This is a genomic window from Synechococcus sp. OH30 (assembly GCF_047462175.1).
Taxonomy (GTDB): Bacteria; Cyanobacteriota; Cyanobacteriia; order Thermostichales; family Thermostichaceae; genus Thermostichus.
The window spans coordinates 1-19673 of the sequence record NZ_JANSIP010000008.1 but is presented as its reverse complement, the minus strand read 5'-3'; the positions used below and the strand labels follow the sequence as shown (position 1 = coordinate 19673).

Annotated in this window: 18 protein-coding genes; 8 read left to right on the top strand and 10 right to left on the bottom strand. The window is 61.4% G+C overall.

All coding sequences use genetic code 11. The annotated features are described in order from the left end of the window. Positions 1 to 56: 56 nt before the first annotated feature. The 3 genes from ndhN to NW830_RS09500 are packed head-to-tail and all read left to right on the top strand — an operon-like array spanning position 57 to position 3467. Positions 57 to 512, top strand: coding sequence for an NAD(P)H-quinone oxidoreductase subunit N (gene ndhN / locus NW830_RS09510; RefSeq protein WP_414362498.1), 456 nt, complete (start codon positions 57 to 59; stop codon positions 510 to 512). A 59-nt stretch (positions 513 to 571) separates the two neighbouring features. Beyond that, positions 572 to 1600 (top strand): LdpA C-terminal domain-containing domain, encoded by a 1029-nt coding sequence (locus tag NW830_RS09505; RefSeq protein WP_414362499.1) that lies wholly within the window; start codon positions 572 to 574, stop codon positions 1598 to 1600. 19 nt (positions 1601 to 1619) lie between these two features. Beyond that, a complete protein-coding gene (locus NW830_RS09500) occupies positions 1620 to 3467 on the top strand; it encodes a R3H domain-containing nucleic acid-binding protein (RefSeq protein WP_414362500.1) in 1848 nt (615 codons plus the stop codon). On the opposite strand, the gene NW830_RS09495 is transcribed toward NW830_RS09500, so the two are convergent. Continuing rightward, positions 3464 to 4381 carry a 4-hydroxybenzoate solanesyltransferase gene (locus tag NW830_RS09495; protein WP_414362501.1) on the bottom strand — a complete coding sequence of 306 codons (918 nt, stop codon included), beginning with the start codon at positions 4379 to 4381 and terminating at the stop codon, positions 3464 to 3466. The genes NW830_RS09500 and NW830_RS09495 overlap by 4 nt on opposite strands. A gap of 211 nt (positions 4382 to 4592) precedes the next feature. Here NW830_RS09495 and NW830_RS09490 point away from each other — a divergent pair, with 211 nt between their 5' ends. Next, positions 4593 to 5336: a response regulator gene (locus NW830_RS09490; protein ID WP_414362502.1), complete on the top strand. Its 744-nt coding sequence runs from the start codon at positions 4593 to 4595 to the stop codon at positions 5334 to 5336. On the opposite strand, the gene NW830_RS09485 is transcribed toward NW830_RS09490, so the two are convergent. From NW830_RS09485 to NW830_RS09475, 3 genes are all read right to left on the bottom strand, one after another. Then, positions 5333 to 6670, bottom strand: coding sequence for a CCA tRNA nucleotidyltransferase (locus tag NW830_RS09485; RefSeq protein ID WP_414362503.1), 1338 nt, complete (start codon positions 6668 to 6670; stop codon positions 5333 to 5335). The two genes, NW830_RS09490 and NW830_RS09485, sit on opposite strands and share 4 nt — an antisense overlap. Before the next feature lie 98 nt (positions 6671 to 6768). Beyond that, positions 6769 to 7791 carry a ferrochelatase gene (hemH, locus tag NW830_RS09480; RefSeq protein ID WP_414362504.1) on the bottom strand — a complete coding sequence of 341 codons (1023 nt, stop codon included), beginning with the start codon at positions 7789 to 7791 and terminating at the stop codon, positions 6769 to 6771. A gap of 140 nt (positions 7792 to 7931) precedes the next feature. Continuing rightward, positions 7932 to 8402 carry a hypothetical protein gene (locus NW830_RS09475; RefSeq protein ID WP_414362505.1) on the bottom strand — a complete coding sequence of 157 codons (471 nt, stop codon included), beginning with the start codon at positions 8400 to 8402 and terminating at the stop codon, positions 7932 to 7934. Positions 8403 to 8651: 249 nt separating this feature from the next. Here NW830_RS09475 and NW830_RS09470 point away from each other — a divergent pair, with 249 nt between their 5' ends. Continuing rightward, complete coding sequence (locus NW830_RS09470) at positions 8652 to 9143, top strand: Tic20 family protein (protein WP_414362506.1); 492 nt, start codon at positions 8652 to 8654, stop codon at positions 9141 to 9143. Between the two features lie 184 nt (positions 9144 to 9327). Beyond that, positions 9328 to 11124 (top strand): hypothetical protein, encoded by a 1797-nt coding sequence (locus NW830_RS09465; RefSeq protein WP_414362507.1) that lies wholly within the window; start codon positions 9328 to 9330, stop codon positions 11122 to 11124. Positions 11125 to 11387: 263 nt separating this feature from the next. Here NW830_RS09465 and NW830_RS09460 read toward each other — a convergent pair whose 3' ends face one another. From NW830_RS09460 to NW830_RS09435, 6 genes are all read right to left on the bottom strand, one after another. Further along, a complete protein-coding gene (locus NW830_RS09460; protein WP_414362508.1) occupies positions 11388 to 13223 on the bottom strand; it encodes a glycosyltransferase family 39 protein in 1836 nt (611 codons plus the stop codon). 65 nt (positions 13224 to 13288) lie between these two features. Further along, positions 13289 to 13546: a DUF6761 family protein gene (locus NW830_RS09455; RefSeq protein ID WP_414362509.1), complete on the bottom strand. Its 258-nt coding sequence runs from the start codon at positions 13544 to 13546 to the stop codon at positions 13289 to 13291. A gap of 74 nt (positions 13547 to 13620) precedes the next feature. Beyond that, positions 13621 to 15252, bottom strand: coding sequence for a CocE/NonD family hydrolase (locus NW830_RS09450; RefSeq protein WP_414362510.1), 1632 nt, complete (start codon positions 15250 to 15252; stop codon positions 13621 to 13623). 8 nt (positions 15253 to 15260) lie between these two features. Beyond that, positions 15261 to 15761 (bottom strand): 3-hydroxyacyl-ACP dehydratase FabZ, encoded by a 501-nt coding sequence (gene fabZ, locus NW830_RS09445; RefSeq protein ID WP_414362511.1) that lies wholly within the window; start codon positions 15759 to 15761, stop codon positions 15261 to 15263. Positions 15762 to 15888: 127 nt separating this feature from the next. Next, complete coding sequence (gene lpxC, locus NW830_RS09440) at positions 15889 to 16800, bottom strand: UDP-3-O-acyl-N-acetylglucosamine deacetylase (RefSeq protein ID WP_414362512.1); 912 nt, start codon at positions 16798 to 16800, stop codon at positions 15889 to 15891. Between the two features lie 14 nt (positions 16801 to 16814). After that, positions 16815 to 17348: a hypothetical protein gene (locus tag NW830_RS09435; RefSeq protein WP_414362513.1), complete on the bottom strand. Its 534-nt coding sequence runs from the start codon at positions 17346 to 17348 to the stop codon at positions 16815 to 16817. A 58-nt stretch (positions 17349 to 17406) separates the two neighbouring features. On the opposite strand from NW830_RS09435, the gene NW830_RS09430 reads away from it, so the two are divergent. Further along, positions 17407 to 18210 carry an RNA methyltransferase gene (locus tag NW830_RS09430; protein WP_414362514.1) on the top strand — a complete coding sequence of 268 codons (804 nt, stop codon included), beginning with the start codon at positions 17407 to 17409 and terminating at the stop codon, positions 18208 to 18210. Positions 18211 to 18752: 542 nt separating this feature from the next. After that, positions 18753 to 19502: a HEAT repeat domain-containing protein gene (locus NW830_RS09425; protein WP_414362515.1), complete on the top strand. Its 750-nt coding sequence runs from the start codon at positions 18753 to 18755 to the stop codon at positions 19500 to 19502. Positions 19503 to 19673: the final 171 nt, after the last annotated feature.

Below are 19673 nucleotides of genomic sequence, written 5' to 3'. Positions count from 1 at the left end.
CCGGGGGTACACTCCCGCTACAATGGGCAGGGGCAAGGCGGGTTTTGAGGTTTCTTATGTTGCTGGTTGGCTCAGGGGCCAAGTTTGTGCAACAGCTCGAGCAATCTGGGGCTTTGGCCATGTTTGTTACCCCGGAAGGGGGATCCGAAGGGCACTACCTGCGGCGGCTGCGCGGAGCCGGCTATGAGGTGGTTACCCTCTCCAGCAAGGGAATTGGGGATCTGGCCAGCTATTTAACGCGCAGCCATGGGGTGCGGCCTGCCACCCTAGGGAAATCGCAGCGGCGCACCTATTTCTACCCCTCGTTGATTGAGCAGTACCGCGCCAGCCTGCCCCCCAAAGCCAAAGGACTGGTGTTTTGGTTTTACGAGGGGCATGTCCTCAGCCGGCAAGAGCTCTCCTACTTGGTGAAGCTGAGCCAAGAAGACAAGGGCGTGAAATTTGTGGTGGAGCTGGCTCGAGAGCGATCAATTCGGTGGCAACCCCTGAAGGACGCCCTGCAGAGCGCCTGAGGATTGGCTCAGACTCTCAGAGAATTCTTTGCTACTATCTCAAGTAGGCGGCCTTGCTGGTGGCTGTATCTGTGACCTCGCCGAAAGCTTCGCTGCAACAGGGTACTTGGTTTAAGCTCATCTGCGGCGCAAGTTTCCACCACTTGCCCTCAATTCGGGAGTTAGCCTTTCTCTACACGCTGGCCGGTGCCGACTGCATTGACGTTGCCGCTGAGCCGGCCATTGTACGGGCTGCACAGCAAGGGATCCAGCGAGCCCAAGCAGAAGACCCGCAGGCGGGATCCCCATGGCTGATGGTTAGCCTCAACGACGGTGAGGATGTCCATTTCCGCAAGGCCGTCCTGACGGAGGCTGCCTGCCCGGCCGAATGCTCACAGCCTTGTGTGGCGGTCTGCCCCCCCCATGCCGTGGTGCCGCTGGGTGCGCCGGCGTCTGCCTCTGTTCAGGTTCACATCCAGGCAGATCTGTGCTATGGCTGTGGCCGCTGCGAGCCTGTTTGCCCCTACCAGTGCATCACCACCCTCGGCTACCAGGTGGCGGTGGCGGAAGTCTTGCCCTGTTTGCTGGAGCTGGGCGTTCAGGCGGTGGAAATCCACACCCGTGTTGGCCGGCAGAAGCAGTTTGAGCAAGTGTGGGGATCCCTGCGGCCATGGCTGGGGCAGCTGCAGGCCGTTTCGATTAGCTTTAACGAGGGTCCCGGCCTGGAGGCCTATTTGCGGGATGTGTTGGCCTTGATGGATCCCTTGCCGGAGGTGTTGATCTGGCAGGTGGATGGCCGGCCCATGAGTGGAGACATTGGAGCTGGCACCAGCAAGGCCACCCTAAGGTTGGCCCGCAAGGTGTTGGATATGGGCCTGCCTGGCTATGTGCAACTAGCAGGAGGAACCAATGCGCAAACGGTGTCGCTGTTGGATCCCTCTTGGCCAGTGGCGGGGATTGCCTTTGGCAGCTATGCCCGACAGTTGGTGGCTGCCTATCTCGAGGAAGGGTCTGGCCTGGCAACAGGGATCCTGTTGGCCAAGCAGTTGGTGCAGCAGGTAAAGCAGCGGCCAGTTGCCCTCCGACAGAGCTGTCTTTCCAGTGTTTAACAGCGTCGCTCGACCGACCATGAGTTTCTCAGCCCAGCCCTTTAACCCGGCGGTGGACTTGCAGAGGAACCCCCACCCCCTAGGTGAACACACCCCCTTCCCTGGACAAGTCCTTTACAACGACGACCTCAACAAGCTCCTGGACGTTCTGCCTGCAGCCATCCGGGAGCGGCTGCAGCAGCATCCCTACTTGGATCGGCTGGTGGAGGTGGTTCTGGATTTGGGCCGCCGCCCAGAAGCTCGTTTCCCCGGCTTTGCTGAGTACCTCTCCGAAGAAGTGGTTAGCCGCGCCGACCTGGATTTGGTCATCAGCCAAGTGGGAGAGTTTAGCAGCGACAACCGGGCTGGCATTGCCTCAACTCTGCACCGGATTAGCGCCATCCGCAACCGCCAGGGCACAATCATCGGCCTGACCTGTCGGGTGGGCCGCTGCGTGGTCGGCGTCATCAACATGATCCGCGATCTGGTGGAGCAGGGCCGCTCAATGCTGTTGCTGGGCCGACCAGGGGTGGGTAAAACCACTGCCCTGCGAGAAATTGCCCGCGTTTTGGCGGACGAGCTGCACAAACGAGTCATTATCATTGACACCTCCAACGAGATTGCTGGGGATGGCGATGTGCCCCACCCAGGGATTGGTCGAGCCAGACGCATGCAGGTGGCCAGTCCCGAGCTGCAGCACAAGGTGATGATTGAGGCGGTGGAAAACCACATGCCGGAGGTGGTAATCATCGACGAGATTGGCACTGAGCAGGAGGCTTTGGCCTCCCGCACCATTGCCGAGCGGGGGGTTCAACTGGTGGCTACTGCCCATGGCAACCGCATCGAAAACTTGATCAAAAACCCCACCCTCTCGGACCTCATAGGCGGGATCCAATCCGTCACCCTGGGGGATGAGGAGGCACGGCGGCGGGGCTGCCAGAAGAGTGTCTTGGAGCGCAAGGCTCCCCCGACTTTTGAGATTGCAGTGGAAATGCTGGAGCGGCACCGCTGGGTTATCCACGAAGATGTGGCAGCCACTGTGGATCGCCTCTTGCGCAACCGCGAGGCGTCAATCCAAATACGCAGCCTGGACGAACGCGGCCAAGTGGTGATTGTGCGCAGTACCACCGCCATGAACGAACGCCCAGCCCTCTCTCGACCGCAGTGGCCGCCTGCTGACAGCACCCTGTCCTCCCTGGGAAGCAGCTGGGGCCGCTCTAGCTGCATGGAGCCTTTACCTTTGGAGCCGGTTGCGACCCGTCTGCAGCAGCCTGGCTTGTCCTCAGTAAAGGGGGAGGAAGCCGTCTCCTCCTCAGCGGTGCCTCTACCTAGCCCTCAGTCAGAGCCCAAAGCCGAGCAGGAAGAGGAAGCAGAGCTCCAGCAGGATCCGGAGGGACCTCTAAGGATCTATCCCTACGGAGTTAGCCGTTTCCATCTGGAGCAGGTCATCCGAACCCTGCAGCTGCCGGCGCAGGTTACTAAAGACTTGGATGAGGCCGACATTGTCTTGGCTTTGCGATCCCAGGTGCGCAGCCGCTCCAAGATTCAGCAACTGGCCCACTCCCGCCAGATTCCCATTCACACCGTCAAGGCCAATACCTTGATTGCTCTGGCTAGCGCCCTGCGCCGCATCCTTAATATTGAGGAGGGGGCTGATTCTGACCTGGAGCTGTTTATTCAAGCTAGCTCTGGGGAAGAAGCGGAAGCTCTGGAGGAAGCTCGCCTGGCGGTGGAGCAAATTGTTATCCCCAAGTCGCAGCCGGTGGAACTCCTCCCCCGCTCTGCCCACATTCGCAAGCTGCAGCATCAGTTAGTGGAGTACTATCACCTGCGAGCTCAGAGTTTTGGCGAGGAGCCCAACCGCCGCCTGCGCATCTATCCCAACTAGGGGGTCCAGGGCTCCCCTAGCAGAGAGCCGGCAATCATCCCCGCCAGCAGGATAAAGCCCTGCACTACGTTTTCGCCAAAGATAGCTGGGTAAAGGCGGGGGGAAGGGTTAAGCCGGTGAAGCTGCCAGGTTTGCCGAGCCCAGAGACCAGCGGCAACAGCCAGGGTGAGGAAGTAAACCCCGTGCAAACGTAGGCTGAGCCCTGCCCCCAAGAGGGCAAGGGTGGTCCCCAGGAAAAAGAGCCCCACCGCCGTCGGTGTTTGTCGGCCAAAGAAACGGGCACTGGAGTGGATCCCGGCCCGCTCATCGTCTTCTCGATCCGAGAGGGCATAGACCGTGTCAAACCCCAGAGTCCACAGCACTGTGGCCAGCCACAGCCAGCCTAGTCCTTCCTCCCACAGGGGTAGTCGGGGATCCTGACCCCTCACCGCCGTCCAACTGATGAGCACGGCAAACCCCCAAGCCAGGGCCAGAACCAGTTGGGGCACTGGAAACACCCGCTTGGCCCCTGGGTAGAGCAAAATCACCGGCACTGCCGCCACGCAGAGGGCAAAGCTAATGGGGTTGAGAAACAGCGCCAGTCCCCCCGCACAGGCCAAGCACAGCACTGCCATTGCCATGCCGACGCCAACACTCAATTCGCGACTAGCTAGAGGGCGGCTGCGGGTGCGCTCCACCAACGGATCCAAGTCCCGATCCCAAAGATCGTTGATGACACAGCCTGCCCCGCTAGCCGCCAAACTGCCCAGAATGATGATCCCGACCAGGGGCCAGGGCGGCGTTCCCCTTCCGGCTAAAAAGGCTCCCCAGAGGGCGGGGATCATCAAAATCAGGCGTCCCGCCGGCTTGTGCCAGCGCAGCAGCCGTAAAATTGCTCCGCCAGTAGCCCAGAGGGCAGAACGAGAACCCGACATAAGCAGGCTGCGCCAGTGGCCTAAAGGCAGCTCCGCCCTGATCTTAAATCATCCTAAACCAACCGCTGGTGGAACCCTTGCGGTTCCACCGGACTTTCGAAGTGGGATTTGGCACCTTTTCTTCCCTCTATTGGCCGGCCTGGCAAGTTTGATATCCTAGCCAGCGGCTGCTGATGACTTTTCCCTGTGAGCAAGCGAGGCGGAGTTTGCCATGCAAGCAACCCTTTCCATGACCAGTCACCTTTCCCACCCTATGGAAGCTTCCCCCCTCCCGGAGACCCTGCTGGTGGTGGAGGATGAGGATGCCATCCGAGAAACGGTTGCCCTTGCCCTTGAAGAACAGGGGTACCGAGTTTTGCAAGCAGCGGATGGTCGAGAAGCGCTAGAGCTGGTGCATACAGCTGAGCGGCTGGACTTGATGATCCTCGATCTAATGCTGCCCAGTTTGAATGGCTTGGATCTATGCCGTCTGTTGCGTAGGGAGGGTAACACCCTCCCCATTTTGATGCTGACAGCCAAAAGCAGCGAGGCCGACCGGGTGATGGGCCTGGAGCTGGGGGCCGACGACTACCTAACTAAGCCTTTTGGGATGCGGGAGCTCATTGCCCGCTGTCGCTCCGTGTTGCGCCGTCGGCAGCAGGCCTACGCCAGCGAGGCCACGGTGCTCCGCTACGGGGATATTTGCATGTTTACCCAGGAGTGCCGGGTGTTGGTGCGGGGGGTGGAGGTGAGTCTCTCGCCCAAGGAGTTTCGCCTGTTGGAGCTGTTCATGTCCAATCCCCGCCGCGTTTGGACGCGGGAACAGCTTCTAGAGCGGGTTTGGGGATCCGACTTCATGGGTGACAGCAAAACTGTGGATGTCCACATCCGCTGGCTGCGGGAAAAGCTGGAGGTGGATCCCAGTAACCCCGAGTATTTGGTAACGGTGCGCGGCTTTGGCTATCGCTTTGGCTAGGGTTGGGAGCTTCTCTCGCGCCAGCGGCGGGCAAAGGAAAGGGCCTCGGCACGGGTTTGGATCTGACCCGAAGCTTGGGCTTCCTGGAGATCTTGCAACAACTGACCTACCCAGGGACCGGGCCGACCGCCTAAGGTGTGCAGCAGGTCGCGGCCATCCAGGAGGGGCACCAGATGGGCCAGGGGATCCTGGGGATCTTCGTAGCGCTGGAGCCAGGGCTCTATCTTTTGGGGGCTGCTACCGGTGGCGGCTGCCAGGAGGGCCAGGCCGCCAAAGAGGGATCCCGCCTGGTGATAGAGCCGCCACTGTTGGCTGGGTGGGGGGGAGTGGGTTAGGAGGGGCTGGAACTGGGGCAGAAGCTGGTGCAGTTTTTGAATGGCCCGCATCTCTGCCCGGCTGAAACGCAGCCGTTCCAGCTCCGCTTCCACTGTCTCGGCGGGGGTGCCCGCCGGATCCCACAGTAGGGCTGCCACCACCGTTGCCAAGAGGGCGCTGCGCCGATCCGCCAAAGGCTGGGCCAGCTCCGCCAGCGTGCGGGGGTACTGGAGCTGCCAGATCTCAGCCCATTGCCACACTGCCTGAGCCTGGGCAAAGCCGCAGCTCTGGGGCGTTAGGCGGGGCAGCCAAGCCACCAGCAACCCTGCCGCCACCGCTGCCTGCAGCTGGGCCAGGCCCGGGATGCGGGTCTCCAAGAGGGCCACCACCTCGGTCCGTACCCGCTCTGCTGCCACCCTGGCCAAGAGGGAAGCCCGCTGGCCAATCGCCTCTGCCGTGGCTGGATCCAGCGCAAACCCCAGCTGAGCTGCCTGGCGATAGGCCCGCAACAGCCGCACTGGATCGGCGCTGAGGTTGTCGGGGTGAACCATACGCAGGCACCCTTGCTCAATGTCTGCCCGACCGCCCGTAGGATCCAACAGTTGCCCCTCTTGCAGCGCCAGGGCGAGGGCGTTGCAGGTGAAGTCCCGCTGGCGCAGATCCGCCTCTGGCGTGGGGCCCACCTGCAGGGCTACGTCCACCGTCGCCGCCGTGGGAGGAGAAGCCCTTCCTTGGCCCAGCACAATGCGGGCAATCTGTCGCTCCGCATCCAGCACCACAAAGCCAGCCTTCAGCCGCCGTGCCACCCCCGCCGCCCACCCCACGGGATCGGCTGGACACATTAAGTCCAGATCCAACGGCCCCTGGGGGTCGCTAGGCTGGCCCCGCAGCCAAGCTAGGTAGGCATCCCGCAGGGATCCCCCCACCCAGTAGCTCCCCTGGGGCAGCCACTCTTTGGGAAAGGGCAGCCGTTGGTAGAAATAGTCCAGCAGCCACTCGGTCAGCAGGCCTTTGCTCATCGATTGGGTAGAGCGGGGAAACTTCCCGGAGGATTATCCCTAGGCTGCACAAAAACAAGCAATTACTTTGGGGGATCTAGCCCTTGCTGGCCCAGAGATCACTCCAGTAGCGAGCTGCCCACCGCCGCCGGCACAAGCGCAGGTGTTGGAGGGAGCAAATGGGGCCGCACCAGCGCCACCAGGCCAGCAATAAACAGGGGGTCGGCATTCAGCGCTGGCACGCGGCGAAACTCGCGGATCCCAGCCTGGTGGGCCAGCTCCCGATACTCGATGTCGATTTCCTGGAGGGTTTCGATGTGCTCCGACACGAAGCTAATTGGCACCACTAGGAGTTGCCTTACCCCCTGCGCGGCCAGTTCCGGGATCACCGTCTCGGTGTAGGGCTGCAGCCAGCGCACGGAGCCCACTCGGCTTTGATAGGAGAGGGTGTAGCGATTGGGGCGCCCAACTTCGCGCCAGATGAGCCGGACACAGGCCTCCATCTCCTGCTGGTAGGGATCCCCGGCCTGGGTAACATAGCTTTCGGGAATGCCGTGGGCGCTAAAGAGCACGTGAACGCTTGCTGGATCTGCAAACGCATCCAACTGCTGCCGGATGGCCCTAGCCATGGCCTGGACATACTGGGGCTGATCATACCAAGAGCAGATCTGGCGGCGCTCGATGCGGGCCAGCTCCGGATCCTCAGCCCAGAGGCGATCCAGCAGCTTGAAGCTGGAGCCAGTCGTGCTGATGGAATACTGCGGGTACAGGGGCAGCACCACCAGGCGGGTGATCCCATCTAACTTGATCTGCTGCACCACCGACTCAATAAGCGGGTGCCAGTAGCGCATGGCTACATACACCGGCACATCGTAGCCCTCCGCCACCAGCTGTGCCTGTAGCTCTTGCGCCTGCGCAGCGGTGATGCGCCGTAAAGGGGATCCCCCCCCAATAGCCGCGTAGTTGCGCCGGGATTTGGGCGCCCGCAGCGTGGAGATGGCCCAGGCAAACACTCCCTGGAGAAAGGGAAAGGGCAGACGGATTAGTTCCGGATCGGCAAAGAGGTTGTAAAGAAAGGGCTGCACATCCGCCTGGGTCTCTGGCCCCCCCAAGTTTAGCAGGAGCACGCCGCTTTTGGACATAACAAGCTCGATGACCTTCCTTATCCACTCTAGGGGGTCTTGTCCCCCAGCGGGAAAGGGGGATGAACTTTCTCAGCTTTCCCTTGGCTCCTGCCCCCCACCTGGGGATCCCGTCCCCCTCCACCGCTGCTTAGGCCGGCCTAGAACGCTTGGCCGCGGTAAACTCTCTGCAAGGCCGGCGCGACCCCATGGCAATCGACATCGGCCAGGCTCAACTTCAAGCGAAGTGTATTGAGCAGCCTCTGGTAGGAGGGCACAAAAGCCGTTTTGGCAATGGCTGGGGCAGCAACGGAGGGATCCCGAGCTGGGGCAACCGTCTCTAGCGGGCAGCCCCGGTAGCGGAGCAGACCAGACCCACCAAAATAAGCCGAGTACCCACCTTGGCCGGGATCCACCGTCAGGCCGCGAAACTGGATCGCCCCTGGACGCGAGGCTTGTCGGTAGCGCAGATAACGCCCCCAAAGCTGGGCCAGCCCCTCTGGCAAAGCCTCAGGCCGAACGTGGAAGCGCTCCGGTAACAGGCGGTCATTGAGAAAGCCGATGAGCCCAGACCAAACTAGCCAGAGGAAAGCTCCCACAAGGCGGGCAACAGGAAAGGAGGAGATCTTCATAGTCAAAGCCGAAAAGGTGAGGGGGGAGGGAATTGCCAGCAATTATACCAGCCCCGATGAAGGAGGATGCTCATCCTGAACACTTGCCCACTGACCGTTCTGCTCACTCGAAAGCTGAGACCGGCTTGTGATCGAGCATGTTGAGGTGCCAAAATCTATCGACTACAATGGGCCCAAAGCTTGGGTGTTGCTGTTGGATCCCGGGAGCGCACCGACCCGCAAACTTCACCTCAATGAGCAGCTAAGACTATGACCTGGCGCGGCAACATCACCCCCCTGGATCGGCTGTGGGGATCCCTTCCCTATCTTTTGCCGTTGGTAGCGGCTCTCCCCTTCGGCTTTGTGCCCTCTGGCTTGTTTCAATCTCTGCCAGGTTTGATCCCCATTTTTAGTCCGCTGCTGCGTTTGCTGCCTCTAGCCACCGGCTGGCTGGGGGTGGGGTTGTTTTTTGCCCTCCTCTTTTTCGTAATCCGCAACAGCCGCATCGCCCACTTTGTTCGCTTCAACACCATGCAGGCACTGCTGCTCAACATAGCCCTGTTTCTGGTGCAGGTGCTGATGCAGGTGTTTGCTATGCTCTTTGGCAGCCTGGGTCTAGTGGAAGTGAGCAGCATTCTGGCCAACACTGCCCTTCTGGGAGTGATTGCTGTCACTCTCTACGCTTGGGTACAGAACCTGCGGGGCCACTATGCGGAGGTGCCAGTGCTCTCTGAGGCGGCCTACGCTTGGCTTCGCTATTAATTAGCCGTCCGTTGGGCCAACACCTGGCAGCAAGGGCAGAAACTGCCCTGCAGCCTGGGGCTATCGAAAACATTCGCCTGGTACGCAAGCAAGTATGGGAGAGGGGGCGGGCCTTTGGAGCGGGAGAGCTTGGCCCGGTGAGAGGGGAAAAGCGTTGCGACAAGCGCGACTGCTGGTTGGGCTTGTGCTACTGACTGGCGTGCTGGCCCTGCTCTGGCCGATGCTGCAGCGGGGCTATCCCATCACCCATTCCACTCACTTTAACCTCAGCTGGGCCTTTCAGTATCAGCGCCAATTTTTCGGCGGGCAGCTTTACCCCCGCTGGCTGGAGTATTCCAACTTCGGCTACGGCAACCCCACCTTTGCCTTCTATCCGCCCCTGTGTATGGTGGCCACTTTGCCCTTTCGAGCCCTGGGGCTGGACATGCTCGGCTCTTTGGTGGCCAGCATGGGCCTAGCGATGGCGGTCTTGGGGCTGGGGCTATACCTTCTGCTGCGGCAGGTACTTCCTTGGGCTTTGGCGTTGGTCTTGGCCCTCCTAAGCATGGCCGGCCCCTACTGGCTGGTGGATATCTACCAAAGGGGAGCCATAGGGGAAGTGTGGGCCATTGCCCTCTCCCCCTGGATTTTCTGGGCCTCGCTGCAGACAATCTGCCAGTTGCAGGCCCTTTGGCCGGTTGCGGCTTTGGCCCTGAGCTATGGCCTGCTGGCGCTGTCCCACCTGCCCACCTTGCTGGTGTTTACCCTGATTTGGCTACCTCTGCCTTGGGTGGTGGGGGGAAGGGATCCCTTCTGGCCCAGGGTGGGGCGCTGCTACCTGGGGTTTGGGCTGGGGCTAGGGTGGACGGCGTTTTATCTGCTGCCAGCCTTTTGGGATCAGCGGCACGTCCAGGTGGATTTTGTCAACTTTGCCGACGAGTATACACCCCGCCATCGCCTGATGGTGAGCGGGCTCATGCAGCTGCAGCCGCGCTGGACAGAGCACTGGTTTGAGAGCAACCTGGTGGGGTACTGGGTTTGGATGGCGGCGGTTCTAGGGGGGGTTGGGATCCTGGTTTTTCTGGAGTGGCTAGCCCGCCGGTCGGGGAGGAGTTTCCCATCCCAGGAAAGTGGCGCTGCCGAATCTCTTGCCAGAGCCACCCTGCTCTACAGCTTGGGGGCTAGCCTGGTGGCGCTGCTGATGATGACGGATCTGCTGGCTTGGCTCTACGAGTGGGTTTTGCCCCTGCGGCGGATTCAGTTCTCCTGGCGCTGGATGGCGGTAACGGCGGTAACCGTGCCTTGGCTAGTGGGATCTTTAGCTAGCTGGGGGTGGGGGCACAAGCGCCTGCGGCTCCCTTTGCTGGTGGGGCTCGGCCTGGCCATGGCAGTCCAAACCTGGCAGGGCTTGCAACTGGTGTCCAAAGCCGGCTTTGATCCGCCGCTTGTCCAAACTTTTCAAGAACTCGCTGCAGCCAAGCAGTTCCCCAACGAGCCCCAGGAGCGACCGGGCATTGCTTTCTTGCACCTGCACTGGCGCTTTCCCGATGGGCTGGCACTGGTGGATGCACTGGAATACCGGCCCCGCCAGGCGACGTTGCCTATGCCGCCGCCGCAGGTGGATCCGCTGCTGCAGTGGCAAGGCAGGGTGGAAGATCCGGCGGCGCGGCTCCAGGTGGAAGAGTGGCGCTACGGCTACCGTCGCTTTCGGGCGCTTAACCCCACCTCCCAAGAGCAATCCGTAGTCTTGCGCACGTTTTACTACCCCGCCTGGAGGGTACAAATCGATGGACGGTTCAGAGCGGCTGAACACAACGAGACGGGCCTGTTGCAGGTGCGCATCCCGCCGGGGGAGCATCGCGTGGAGGTGCGCTACCTGGGCACGGCGGCGGACTGGCTGGGCTGGATCTTGACCGGCGTGGCAGGAGTGCTGCTGGTGGAGCTGCGGCGGCTGCTCCGTCGGTTGGGGTTGAGGACAAGAGAGGAGGCAACACCATCTTGAGTCGCGTGGCTAATTCCCTCTCCTGGCTCAACGTGGAGCGGGCCGAGAACAGCAGCCGTTCTAGGGGATCGGGGCAGGCAGCAGGGTCACCCGCTCGCTACCGCCGTTGGGATCCCGATCAAGAGGTGAAGCAGTTGCGCCGCCACGCCGAGCACTATTTTCGAGGGCCCTGCGGGTCAGCCTGCCGGGATGGATGTAGAGCAACCCCTCTCCCCAATCCCCGAGGGTGGCACAAGAAGGCAACGACAATGGCTATAGCTGGCTCAAAGCCCAGGCAAAGGAGCGGCCACCTCAAATGCCCACAGCCCCCGCTCAGCCGGGATCCGATGCAACTGTCCCCGGGGAAAGCGCCGCTGCAGCGCTGCCCCTTGCTGATTCCATACCTCCTCGTTTAGGAACAGGGTAAATGGCGGCTGTAGATCTTGGGTGGGCAACGTCTCGGGGGAAAAGACCTGCACCTCCTGTCCCGAGCCGGCAAAAAACTGGATCCAACTCTGCCAATAGATGGGCTCTCCCCAACTGAAATAGGGGTAGGCGGCGCTGGCAGCCAAGTAGAAGCGGTAGTCGGGATCCCCTTGTCGAGCTGCCACGTAGCGCCCGGTGGCTCCCACATCATTGCCCTGGGTCCAGCCTTTGCGGACAAAGTCGCCAAAGATCGCCAAGTTCCATCCGCCAATCAACAGCATCGCCCCCGCCATCGCCACTGCCGGCAGCCACTTCCTCCTTGGGGATCCCCAACGCTCCAGGAGACCGGCCAGTGCCTGGATCCCTTCCAGAGTTAGGTAGGCTACAAAGGGCAGGATTACCAGCAGGCGGGTGTAGTTGGGGGCTTTGGTGATGGCCAAGCTAAAGAGCAGGTAAAGAAACAGGAAACTGCCCATACAAAGCCAGTCGTGGGGCTGGCTGCGCCCTCTAAGGAGGCGGTAGAGTCCGGATCCCAGCCCCAGCCAGATCAAAACCCCCGTCAGCGGATCCACAAAGGCATGGCCGTAGTTAGGGTAGATGTAGCCCCGGTCGTGCTGGCTGGGATCGTTGAACATGCTTAGGCCGTTGCGGAGGTTGCGCCACACCGCCTCTGCCGGCGTAGCCGCATTGACCCACATCTGCTGCAGCGCCCGCCCTTCCGGGAAAAAGAGAAATTGCTGGCGGGCATACTCGGCGCTTTCTGGGGGAGCAGTGGCAGTGGCCACCAGAATGGGCGCAGCCACCAGGAAAAACCCCAGCGCCGCCGGCACGGTTAGCTTGGCCAAAGTCCAGAAGGGGTTAACCTGCTTATCCCCTCCTTGCAGCTCCTCCCGGCCCAGGAGCAGGTAGAGGCCGCCAAACAGCAACCCCAGCAGGATCACCACCCGCCCCGGCAGATAGCCGTAGAGGGAGAAACCCGCCGCCCCTCCCCCCAAATACAAAAGCAGGGGGTTTTTTTCCCGCACGCCCTTTAAGAGCAAGGCTAGCGCTGCACACTCCACCAGCACAATCAGATTCTCCCGCATCGCCATGCGGCTGATGCCTAACAAGGCGTGGTTGGATCCCAGGAGGGCCGCTCCTGCCAAGGCCAGCCGGGGGTTCCAGAACGACCGAAAAAACCCGTAGGCCACCAGGGTGGTGATCACCCCGAAGGCGGCATGCACGGTGCGCACATTCACCAGCGTGACTCCCCCCATCAGCCGCGTCAGGCCGCCAAAGAGGCTGAACAGGAAGCGGGGGAAATAGAAACACTCCGGCATCAGCCCAAAGATATCGGGGTAGCGCACCCCTGAGGCCCGCCGCGCCATGGAGGTGATGACAATCTCGTCGGTGTTGATTTGAAAAGGGATGTTGGCCAGGTCGTAGAGGTAGATGGGGGCAAAAACCAGCGCCAGCAGCCCCAGGTGTAGCAACTCCTGACGCCAGCGCAGCCGCGTCGGATCCCAGGGGGGCCGAGCCGGGGGAAACTGGGCTACATACAGCCCCACCAGTAGGATGCTCAGCAGCCAGATACCCATCTGCAGTACGTGGTAGCCAAACACCCCGTACCAGAGGGTCAGGGCTATTCCCAAGCCTAGGCCAGATCCCAGCAGGGCCGGGCGCCGGGAGGTTGCCAGGGTATCCCAAACTGCCATAGGACTGGAATAGCCTACTAGCCGCCTACCGCTGCTTGATCCCTCCTCCTTCTCAAAGCCAGTCCCTAGCCGTGCATTGGCTCCTTCTCCAGCTCCCGTTCCGGCTCCCTGAAGTTGGACGGATCGTAGAGGAAGCGGTTGACCTCATCCTCAAGGCGGTAGATCTCAAAGGGCTCCAATTGTTTGCCAGTTCGCAAGGCCAGCAGGTAACCGTCCACCAACAGCCGTAGCTCATCAGCGCGCTGATAGCCGCGATGCCAACTGTCCACCAGCGCGTCGGTTAGAGCTTGATAGTGCCGGATTAGCTTTGGGTCTTGCAACATGGCGCTCCCTTGCCCCACCTGTTCCCATCCTAGCGTTTGTTTGTAAGCAGAGATTGCAGTAGTATTAGAAGGCTTTAGCTTTCCTCAAGAATAGGCAGGCTCAACCGCGAAGGTGTGTTGCCGCCGCTGTGAAGAGTAAGGGTGAGAATGCGGGCTTCACTCTGCCGCTCCTCCCGTAGGCCTGTGCCTGGGTTAACAGGGTAGGCGGGGAAACAGGCTGCGCTGAGGCTAAGGCGCAGGGCGTGGCCGCGGGGAATGCGGATGCAGGTGGGCTGACAGGGGATTGAAATGGGAGCCTCGGGCTGGGGATCCCGCAGACGGCGGTAGCCCTGGGAAAAGTTGTACACCTGGCCGTCCGGCCTGACCACGGAGAGCACGGCACAGAGATCAAAGCTGGGGCTGTCGGCTTCGACGTAGAGCTCTGCCGTGATATCCCCCGCCAGGAGGAGGTCGGTTTCCAGAGGGGGAGTGGTGTAAGTGAGAACATCGGTGCGGCAGTCGAGGGCAGAGCGCTCTTGCGGCCCGGCAGGATAAACCAGGTGACCCCCCAGGGCTGGCACCGGTCGCCAGGGATCGTGAACAAAAGTATCCGACTGTTGCCTCAGTGGGGGTTCCGGGCGGAGGGATCCCTCGAACTCAGAAAGGGCAGCCAGGCCAGTGCTGTGCAGGTAAAAAGCTTTTGGCTCTGGGTTGGGCCAGGCTGCAAAGCTGCGCCAGCGGTTGGCTCCCATCTCGAATAGGCGCACCGGCAGCTCCTGGAGGATCCCGGTGTCCTTGCCTTTGAGGAACTGGTCAAACCAGCGCACCTGCAGCCGATCGATGGGGCTGACGGCCTCGGGGCCAAAGTCCAGCGCTCCTACCTTGCGCCCCCACGGCAGGTGGGCCCAGGGCCCCACAACCAGGTACTGAGGGTTGCGGCTGCGGGCACTCATCTCCTTGTAGAGGCGCAGGCTGCCACTCAGGTAGCTGTCAAACCAGCCGCCAATGTGCAACATCGGCAGATCCACCGCCTCTAGTCGGGGGGAGAGCTGGCGCCAGTAGTCGTCGGGCTCGCTGTGCTCCAGCCAGTCGAAGTAGTAGGACTGGGGCGCGTATTGCTGCAGCACGCCCGGCTTGAGGGGGATGGGATCGTAGAGGGGCAAGTTGCGGGAGGCTTTGAAGAGGGCCTGGTAAGCGTTGGCCTCTCCCCGCCGGCGGGCTCCCTCAGCTTCCAGTTGCAGCGCCCAGCTGAGGTTGTTGGAGAAGGCAAAGGCTCCCCCCGGGTAGGCGGCATCGGCGTAGAGATCGTAGGGCAACATCGCCGGGCAGATGGTTTTCAAAGCGCTGGGACGGCTGGAGGCGGCATAGAGTTGGGTCATGCCCTGGTAAGAAAAGCCGTACATGCCCACCACACCGTTGCTCCCTGGCAACGTAGCCGCCCAGTTGACCGCGTCGAACCCATCTTCGGCTTCATGGCGAAAAGGGTAGAAGGAGCCCTTGGAGGTGCCCCGTCCCCGCACATCCTGGATGACCACGATGTAGCCGTGGGCCGCATACCAGCGCGGATGGGCGTACACCACCGTCGAGGCAATGGCCCGCCCGTAGGGCTGCCGCATGAGCAAAACCGGGTAGCTCCCCCCGCCTTCTGGGCGATAGATATCCGCATCCAGTTGGATCCCGTCGCGGGTCAACATGGAAACGGTTTCCCGGGGACGCACAGGCAGCATGGTTTCACTCAATCCACTAGGGAAAACATCAGCTCGCCTTCAGTAACCAATTGCCCCCCCACCTGGGCCCGGCAGAACATCTTGCCAATGCGTTTTTGCCGGATGGTGAGTAGATCAGCCGACAGCAGCAGCTGATCCCCGGGTAAGACAGGGCGGCGAAAGCGAACCCCATCGATGCCGGCAAAAAGAGCCAGACGCCCCGCTGCATCCGGCAGCTTGGTTAGGACGATCCCTCCCACCTGAGCCATGGCCTCAACGATGAGAACACCGGGCATGATGGGGCGATTGGGGAAATGTCCCTGGAAAAAAGGCTCATTGAAGGTGACGTTTTTAAGGCCCACTGCCCGCTGCCCCGGGAGATACTCCACAACGCGATCCACCAGCAAGAAGGGATAGCGGTGGGGCAGAATCTCCAGGATCTGCTCCGTGGTGAAAACGGGGGGAGCGGCTGCCAACTGAGCCGCTACTTCAGCCGAGAGAGGGGGAGGAGGAGAGACATCGGAGGACATGGCAGACCCACAGAGCCGGAAGACAAACCTCAAAGCCTGGAGGGGAGAGAGGATCCAAGCTGCACCGAGCTAGCCTAGTCGCACGATAGCGGGCAGTGCAACTTTCTGCAAGCAGCTGGGTTTCCCCTCAAGCTGGCGGGGGAGAGGTCACCCTGGCGTGGCAAACCGGATCCCTTTCTAGCTCTTGTCCTGAGTCTGACTGAATCCGCAGGGATCCACTTCTTAGCAACTGCTCGGCCAGACGGTGGTGCAGGGAATGGCCCGCCTTGTAGGCCACGATGTGCCCCCGCAGGCGGCAGCCCAACAGGCTGAGATCTCCTAGTAAATCTATCAGCTTGTGGCGCACTGGCTCATCGGGGTAGCGCAGGGGGCCCAGCCACTCGGTTGCATTACAGACAATGGCGTTTTCCAGGCTGCCACCTTGGATCAGCCCCTGGTGGCGGGCTAGCTCCGCATCCTGTTGGCGGGAAAAAGTGCGCGCCGGGGCGATGGAGTGGACAAAATCCGCTCTGTCTTCCCGCCAGCTTAGCCACTGTTGGCCGATGGGGGAGTTGGCAAACTCGATGCCATAGGTGAAGCGGGCTTCGGGGTGGGGCAGAGCGCTAACAAAAGCCTCCCCTGCCCAGACGGTAACTGGCTCTTGAACCACGCCCACTAGGGCCGGCTGCTCCTGGGCCAGGATCCCGGCTTGAACAATCGCCTCCACAAAGGGGAGCGCGGAGCCATCCAGGATCGGCAGCTCCGGTCCTTCTACCTCAATGCGGCAGTTGTCGATGCCCAGAACGTAAAGAGCAGCCAGGAGGTGTTCCACCGTCTGCACCTGAGCAGATCCCTGCTGTAGGCGGGTGCAGAGGGCAGCAGGAGCCAGGGATCCCAACTGGGCAGGGATGGGAGGGGAGCCTGGCTGGTCCACCCGCACAAAGACTCGACCGCTGCTGGCAGGGGCTGGGCGGAGGTTACAGCGAACCGGCAGGCCACTGTGCAGGCCAATGCCTTCTAGGGAAATAGAGCTGGCCAAGGTGCGCTGGTGACTTCTCATGGCGCTCCTCACAACTACCGCAGACGCTCCTGGCCCTGGTCGAAAACACGGTAGTACAGCTCCCGGTAGCCCACGCGCAGGTTACTGCTGGCATCTGCCAATCTGGCCTTGCGACTGCGAGTGCCGTAGGCGCTGAACACCTCGTAGGTATCTCCCTCGAAGAAGAAGGAGGAGACATCGGACACCTCTTCGCCCCCCAGCAACTGCCACCGTCCGCCCTGCAATTGCAGCCGGTAGCGGGCCTTGTCCAAGCTGCCAGAGGGACGGTCAAGGGTGGCCTCGATCTTGCCTTCGTACTGCGGTGGCTCGACTCCTGCTATGGGCCGCACCTCGACGGAGATATCGCGGTAGCGGCAATTGGGACGGTTGCAGAGGCGGATTGAGTGCATGGCTTCAGCAATGGCTTCCAAGCGCTGTTGCGCCTCCGCTAGGGAAACCCACTGGGCTGGCTCTGGGCTCTCCTGGGCAGCCAGCCCCGCCGATCCCCAGCAAAACCCTAGCAGCAGAAGACACAGCAGGCATAGCCAGCAGCGGTAAACAGATCCCATAGGCCCAGTTGTGGCAGGATCTAGTTCCTCTACTTTAGAGGATTCGTAGCTCCAAGCAATGCAGACACCCTCCCACCGGCTTCAGGAGCGATTGGCCCAGGTGCGGATTGTGCTGGTGCGGCCAGCAGGACCGCGCAACCTCGGCGCCATTGCCCGCGTAATGAAGAACATGGGCCTGCAGCAGTGGGTCTTGGTAGATCCCCACTGCGACCCCCTTGATCCCGAAGCAGTTACCATGGCCGTGCACGGCGCCGACTTACTCTGCCAAGCCCGGCAGGTGCCAACCCTAGCCGAGGCCCTCCAGGGGTGTGTGCAGGTATTCGGGACAGTAGGCCGTCGCGAGCCCTACCCCCCTGAGTGGCAAATTCAATCTCCTCGCCAAGCCTTTCCCGATCTCCTCGCCGCTGGTCCCGCGGCTTTGGTGTTCGGCCCCGAAGATCGCGGCTTGAGCAACGAAGAGCTGGCCCTCTGCCATCGCCAGATCCAGATCCCTACCGATCCGGCCTACCCTTCCCTCAACTTGGCCCAGGCGGTAGGCATTTGTTGCTACGAGCTGCGTACCCTCCTTTGTCCAGAGCCAGTGCTTCCAGCTGGACCTGGGCTCTCAAAGCCAGCTCCTTTCGAGCTGCTAGAGGGCTTTTTCGGCCAGCTCGAGGCTCTGCTGCTGCAAATTGGCTATCTGTACCCCCACACTGCCCGCCGCAAGATGCTCAAGCTGCGCGCCCTCTTTCACCGCACCGGCCTGACTGTGTCCGAGGTGGCCCTACTGCGCGGGATCCTGCGACAGCTCGAGTGGAGCCAAAAATCCTCTCCTCGAGACCCCCCGAAGGAGGATCCCCACCTTGCTAAGGGCAGATCTTAGCTGCTGGGGGTGGGTGCCCCTCAGGGCCGGGATCCAGACACCCCCCCAAGAGAGGGTAGGTTGGTCTCGGCTGTCTAGTCCAGTTCCTGTATCTGCGCGTAGAGGGACTGCCAGATCCCGTTGCAGCAAGAAGGCCGCACTCTGGGCCTGAGGGCGGGAGGATGTTACATGTACTCCTGGACTTGGCTCCCTTGGTGAACTGGTGAGGCTGCCAGGGATCTGATGGCTGCATTTCCTGGCCAAACGATAACCCAAAGGCCAGGGGGGCAAGCAGGACCCTCCAGCTGCTCTTTTGGCAGGGAAATAAGGAATTGCCACTCCTTGCGGGCTACGTAGGATTCTGCCACCTCTGAACCAATAAGGTTGCAACTTGCGAAGATGGGTGGCGAGGGGCAAAAGCTTTTGTTATCCTGGCGCTTAAGTTCTCCTGTGGCCAGGGGGAAAGCGGCGAACTTTCCCTGACCCTGGATGCGACCAGGGATCCCTGGATCGCGGTCTCAGGCAGGCTTTTGCTGGCAGGATCGGAGAGAGGAAGGGATCCAATGTTGACGTGGCTCTGGACACAACACTTTTCTCGCCTGAGCCAGAGGCTGCAAAGCTTGGAGGCGACTCGCGAAGAAAACCTTCTGTCTCCTGATCTCAGCGCCCAAACCCTGCAGGTAGCCCCTGACTTTTGGGAGCGGCAGCACCAGGCTTTTGCCTACGTGGATAAGCAGATGCGCAAGCTCAGCCGTCGCAGCAAAATCTGGGGCAGCCTGGCGCTGCTAGCGGTTTTGGCCGATGCGGCTTTAGTGGTTGCCGGCCTAACCCTGTTCCAGTCTTGGCAACAGCTGCGGGCTGACCAAAGTCTTGCCCGCATTGCTGAACAGGCAGTGGCTGCCGATCCAGTGCAGCAGGCTTTTGACAACCTGTTGGCTCAACTGCCCCACTTGAACGGGATAGAGCGGTATCGTGCTCTGGAGGCGCTGCAGGCTCTCTCGGCCATTGCTTCGACAGGTCAGGGTTCTTCTTCTGGATACTACGCTGGGCCCCCTAGCCTAGCGGCAACTCCCCTGGAAGCTCAAGTGCAAACCATTCACCGCCTGGGGCAGATGCGGGCACTTGAGGCGGTGCCGGCTCTGCTCACTAAGCTTTCGGATAGGGAGCCGGCAGTGCGGGAGGCGGCAGCTCGTGCCCTTGGTCAGATTGGGGATCCGCGCGCCCTTCAACCTTTGCATGATCTCCTAGCCCATGAGACTGACGAGCTGGTTCAGGAGGCAGCCATTGCCTCCATTGCCCAACTGCTGCGGTAAAACGGGCGGATGGGGGAGCGGGGATGAAAAGCTTTAGGTTTGGCAAAGTGGCCAAGCTGGTGGGAATCCTGTGCTGGGTGGGGGGGGCGGGGGGGGCACTTTTTTGGGAGGGTCCATGCACCCGTGGGGGCGAAACAAGCCCAAATAGAACAGAGGTGGGGGGAGCGGTTG

Excerpts from the sequence above, each read along its gene's own strand:
- ndhN (WP_414362498.1), top strand. The coding sequence starts at position 57 with ATGTTGCTGGTTGGCTCAGGGGCCAAGTTTGTGCAACAGCTCGAGCAA.
- NW830_RS09500 (WP_414362500.1), top strand. The coding sequence starts at position 1,620 with ATGAGTTTCTCAGCCCAGCCCTTTAACCCGGCGGTGGACTTGCAGAGG.
- NW830_RS09495 (WP_414362501.1), bottom strand. The coding sequence starts at position 4,381 with ATGTCGGGTTCTCGTTCTGCCCTCTGGGCTACTGGCGGAGCAATTTTA.
- NW830_RS09490 (WP_414362502.1), top strand. The coding sequence starts at position 4,593 with ATGCAAGCAACCCTTTCCATGACCAGTCACCTTTCCCACCCTATGGAA.
- NW830_RS09485 (WP_414362503.1), bottom strand. The coding sequence starts at position 6,670 with ATGAGCAAAGGCCTGCTGACCGAGTGGCTGCTGGACTATTTCTACCAA.
- hemH (WP_414362504.1), bottom strand. The coding sequence starts at position 7,791 with ATGTCCAAAAGCGGCGTGCTCCTGCTAAACTTGGGGGGGCCAGAGACC.
- NW830_RS09475 (WP_414362505.1), bottom strand. The coding sequence starts at position 8,402 with ATGAAGATCTCCTCCTTTCCTGTTGCCCGCCTTGTGGGAGCTTTCCTC.
- NW830_RS09470 (WP_414362506.1), top strand. The coding sequence starts at position 8,652 with ATGACCTGGCGCGGCAACATCACCCCCCTGGATCGGCTGTGGGGATCC.
- NW830_RS09460 (WP_414362508.1), bottom strand. The coding sequence starts at position 13,223 with ATGGCAGTTTGGGATACCCTGGCAACCTCCCGGCGCCCGGCCCTGCTG.
- NW830_RS09455 (WP_414362509.1), bottom strand. The coding sequence starts at position 13,546 with ATGTTGCAAGACCCAAAGCTAATCCGGCACTATCAAGCTCTAACCGAC.
- NW830_RS09450 (WP_414362510.1), bottom strand. The coding sequence starts at position 15,252 with ATGCTGCCTGTGCGTCCCCGGGAAACCGTTTCCATGTTGACCCGCGAC.
- fabZ (WP_414362511.1), bottom strand. The coding sequence starts at position 15,761 with ATGTCCTCCGATGTCTCTCCTCCTCCCCCTCTCTCGGCTGAAGTAGCG.
- lpxC (WP_414362512.1), bottom strand. The coding sequence starts at position 16,800 with ATGAGAAGTCACCAGCGCACCTTGGCCAGCTCTATTTCCCTAGAAGGC.
- NW830_RS09435 (WP_414362513.1), bottom strand. The coding sequence starts at position 17,348 with ATGGGATCTGTTTACCGCTGCTGGCTATGCCTGCTGTGTCTTCTGCTG.
- NW830_RS09430 (WP_414362514.1), top strand. The coding sequence starts at position 17,407 with ATGCAGACACCCTCCCACCGGCTTCAGGAGCGATTGGCCCAGGTGCGG.
- NW830_RS09425 (WP_414362515.1), top strand. The coding sequence starts at position 18,753 with ATGTTGACGTGGCTCTGGACACAACACTTTTCTCGCCTGAGCCAGAGG.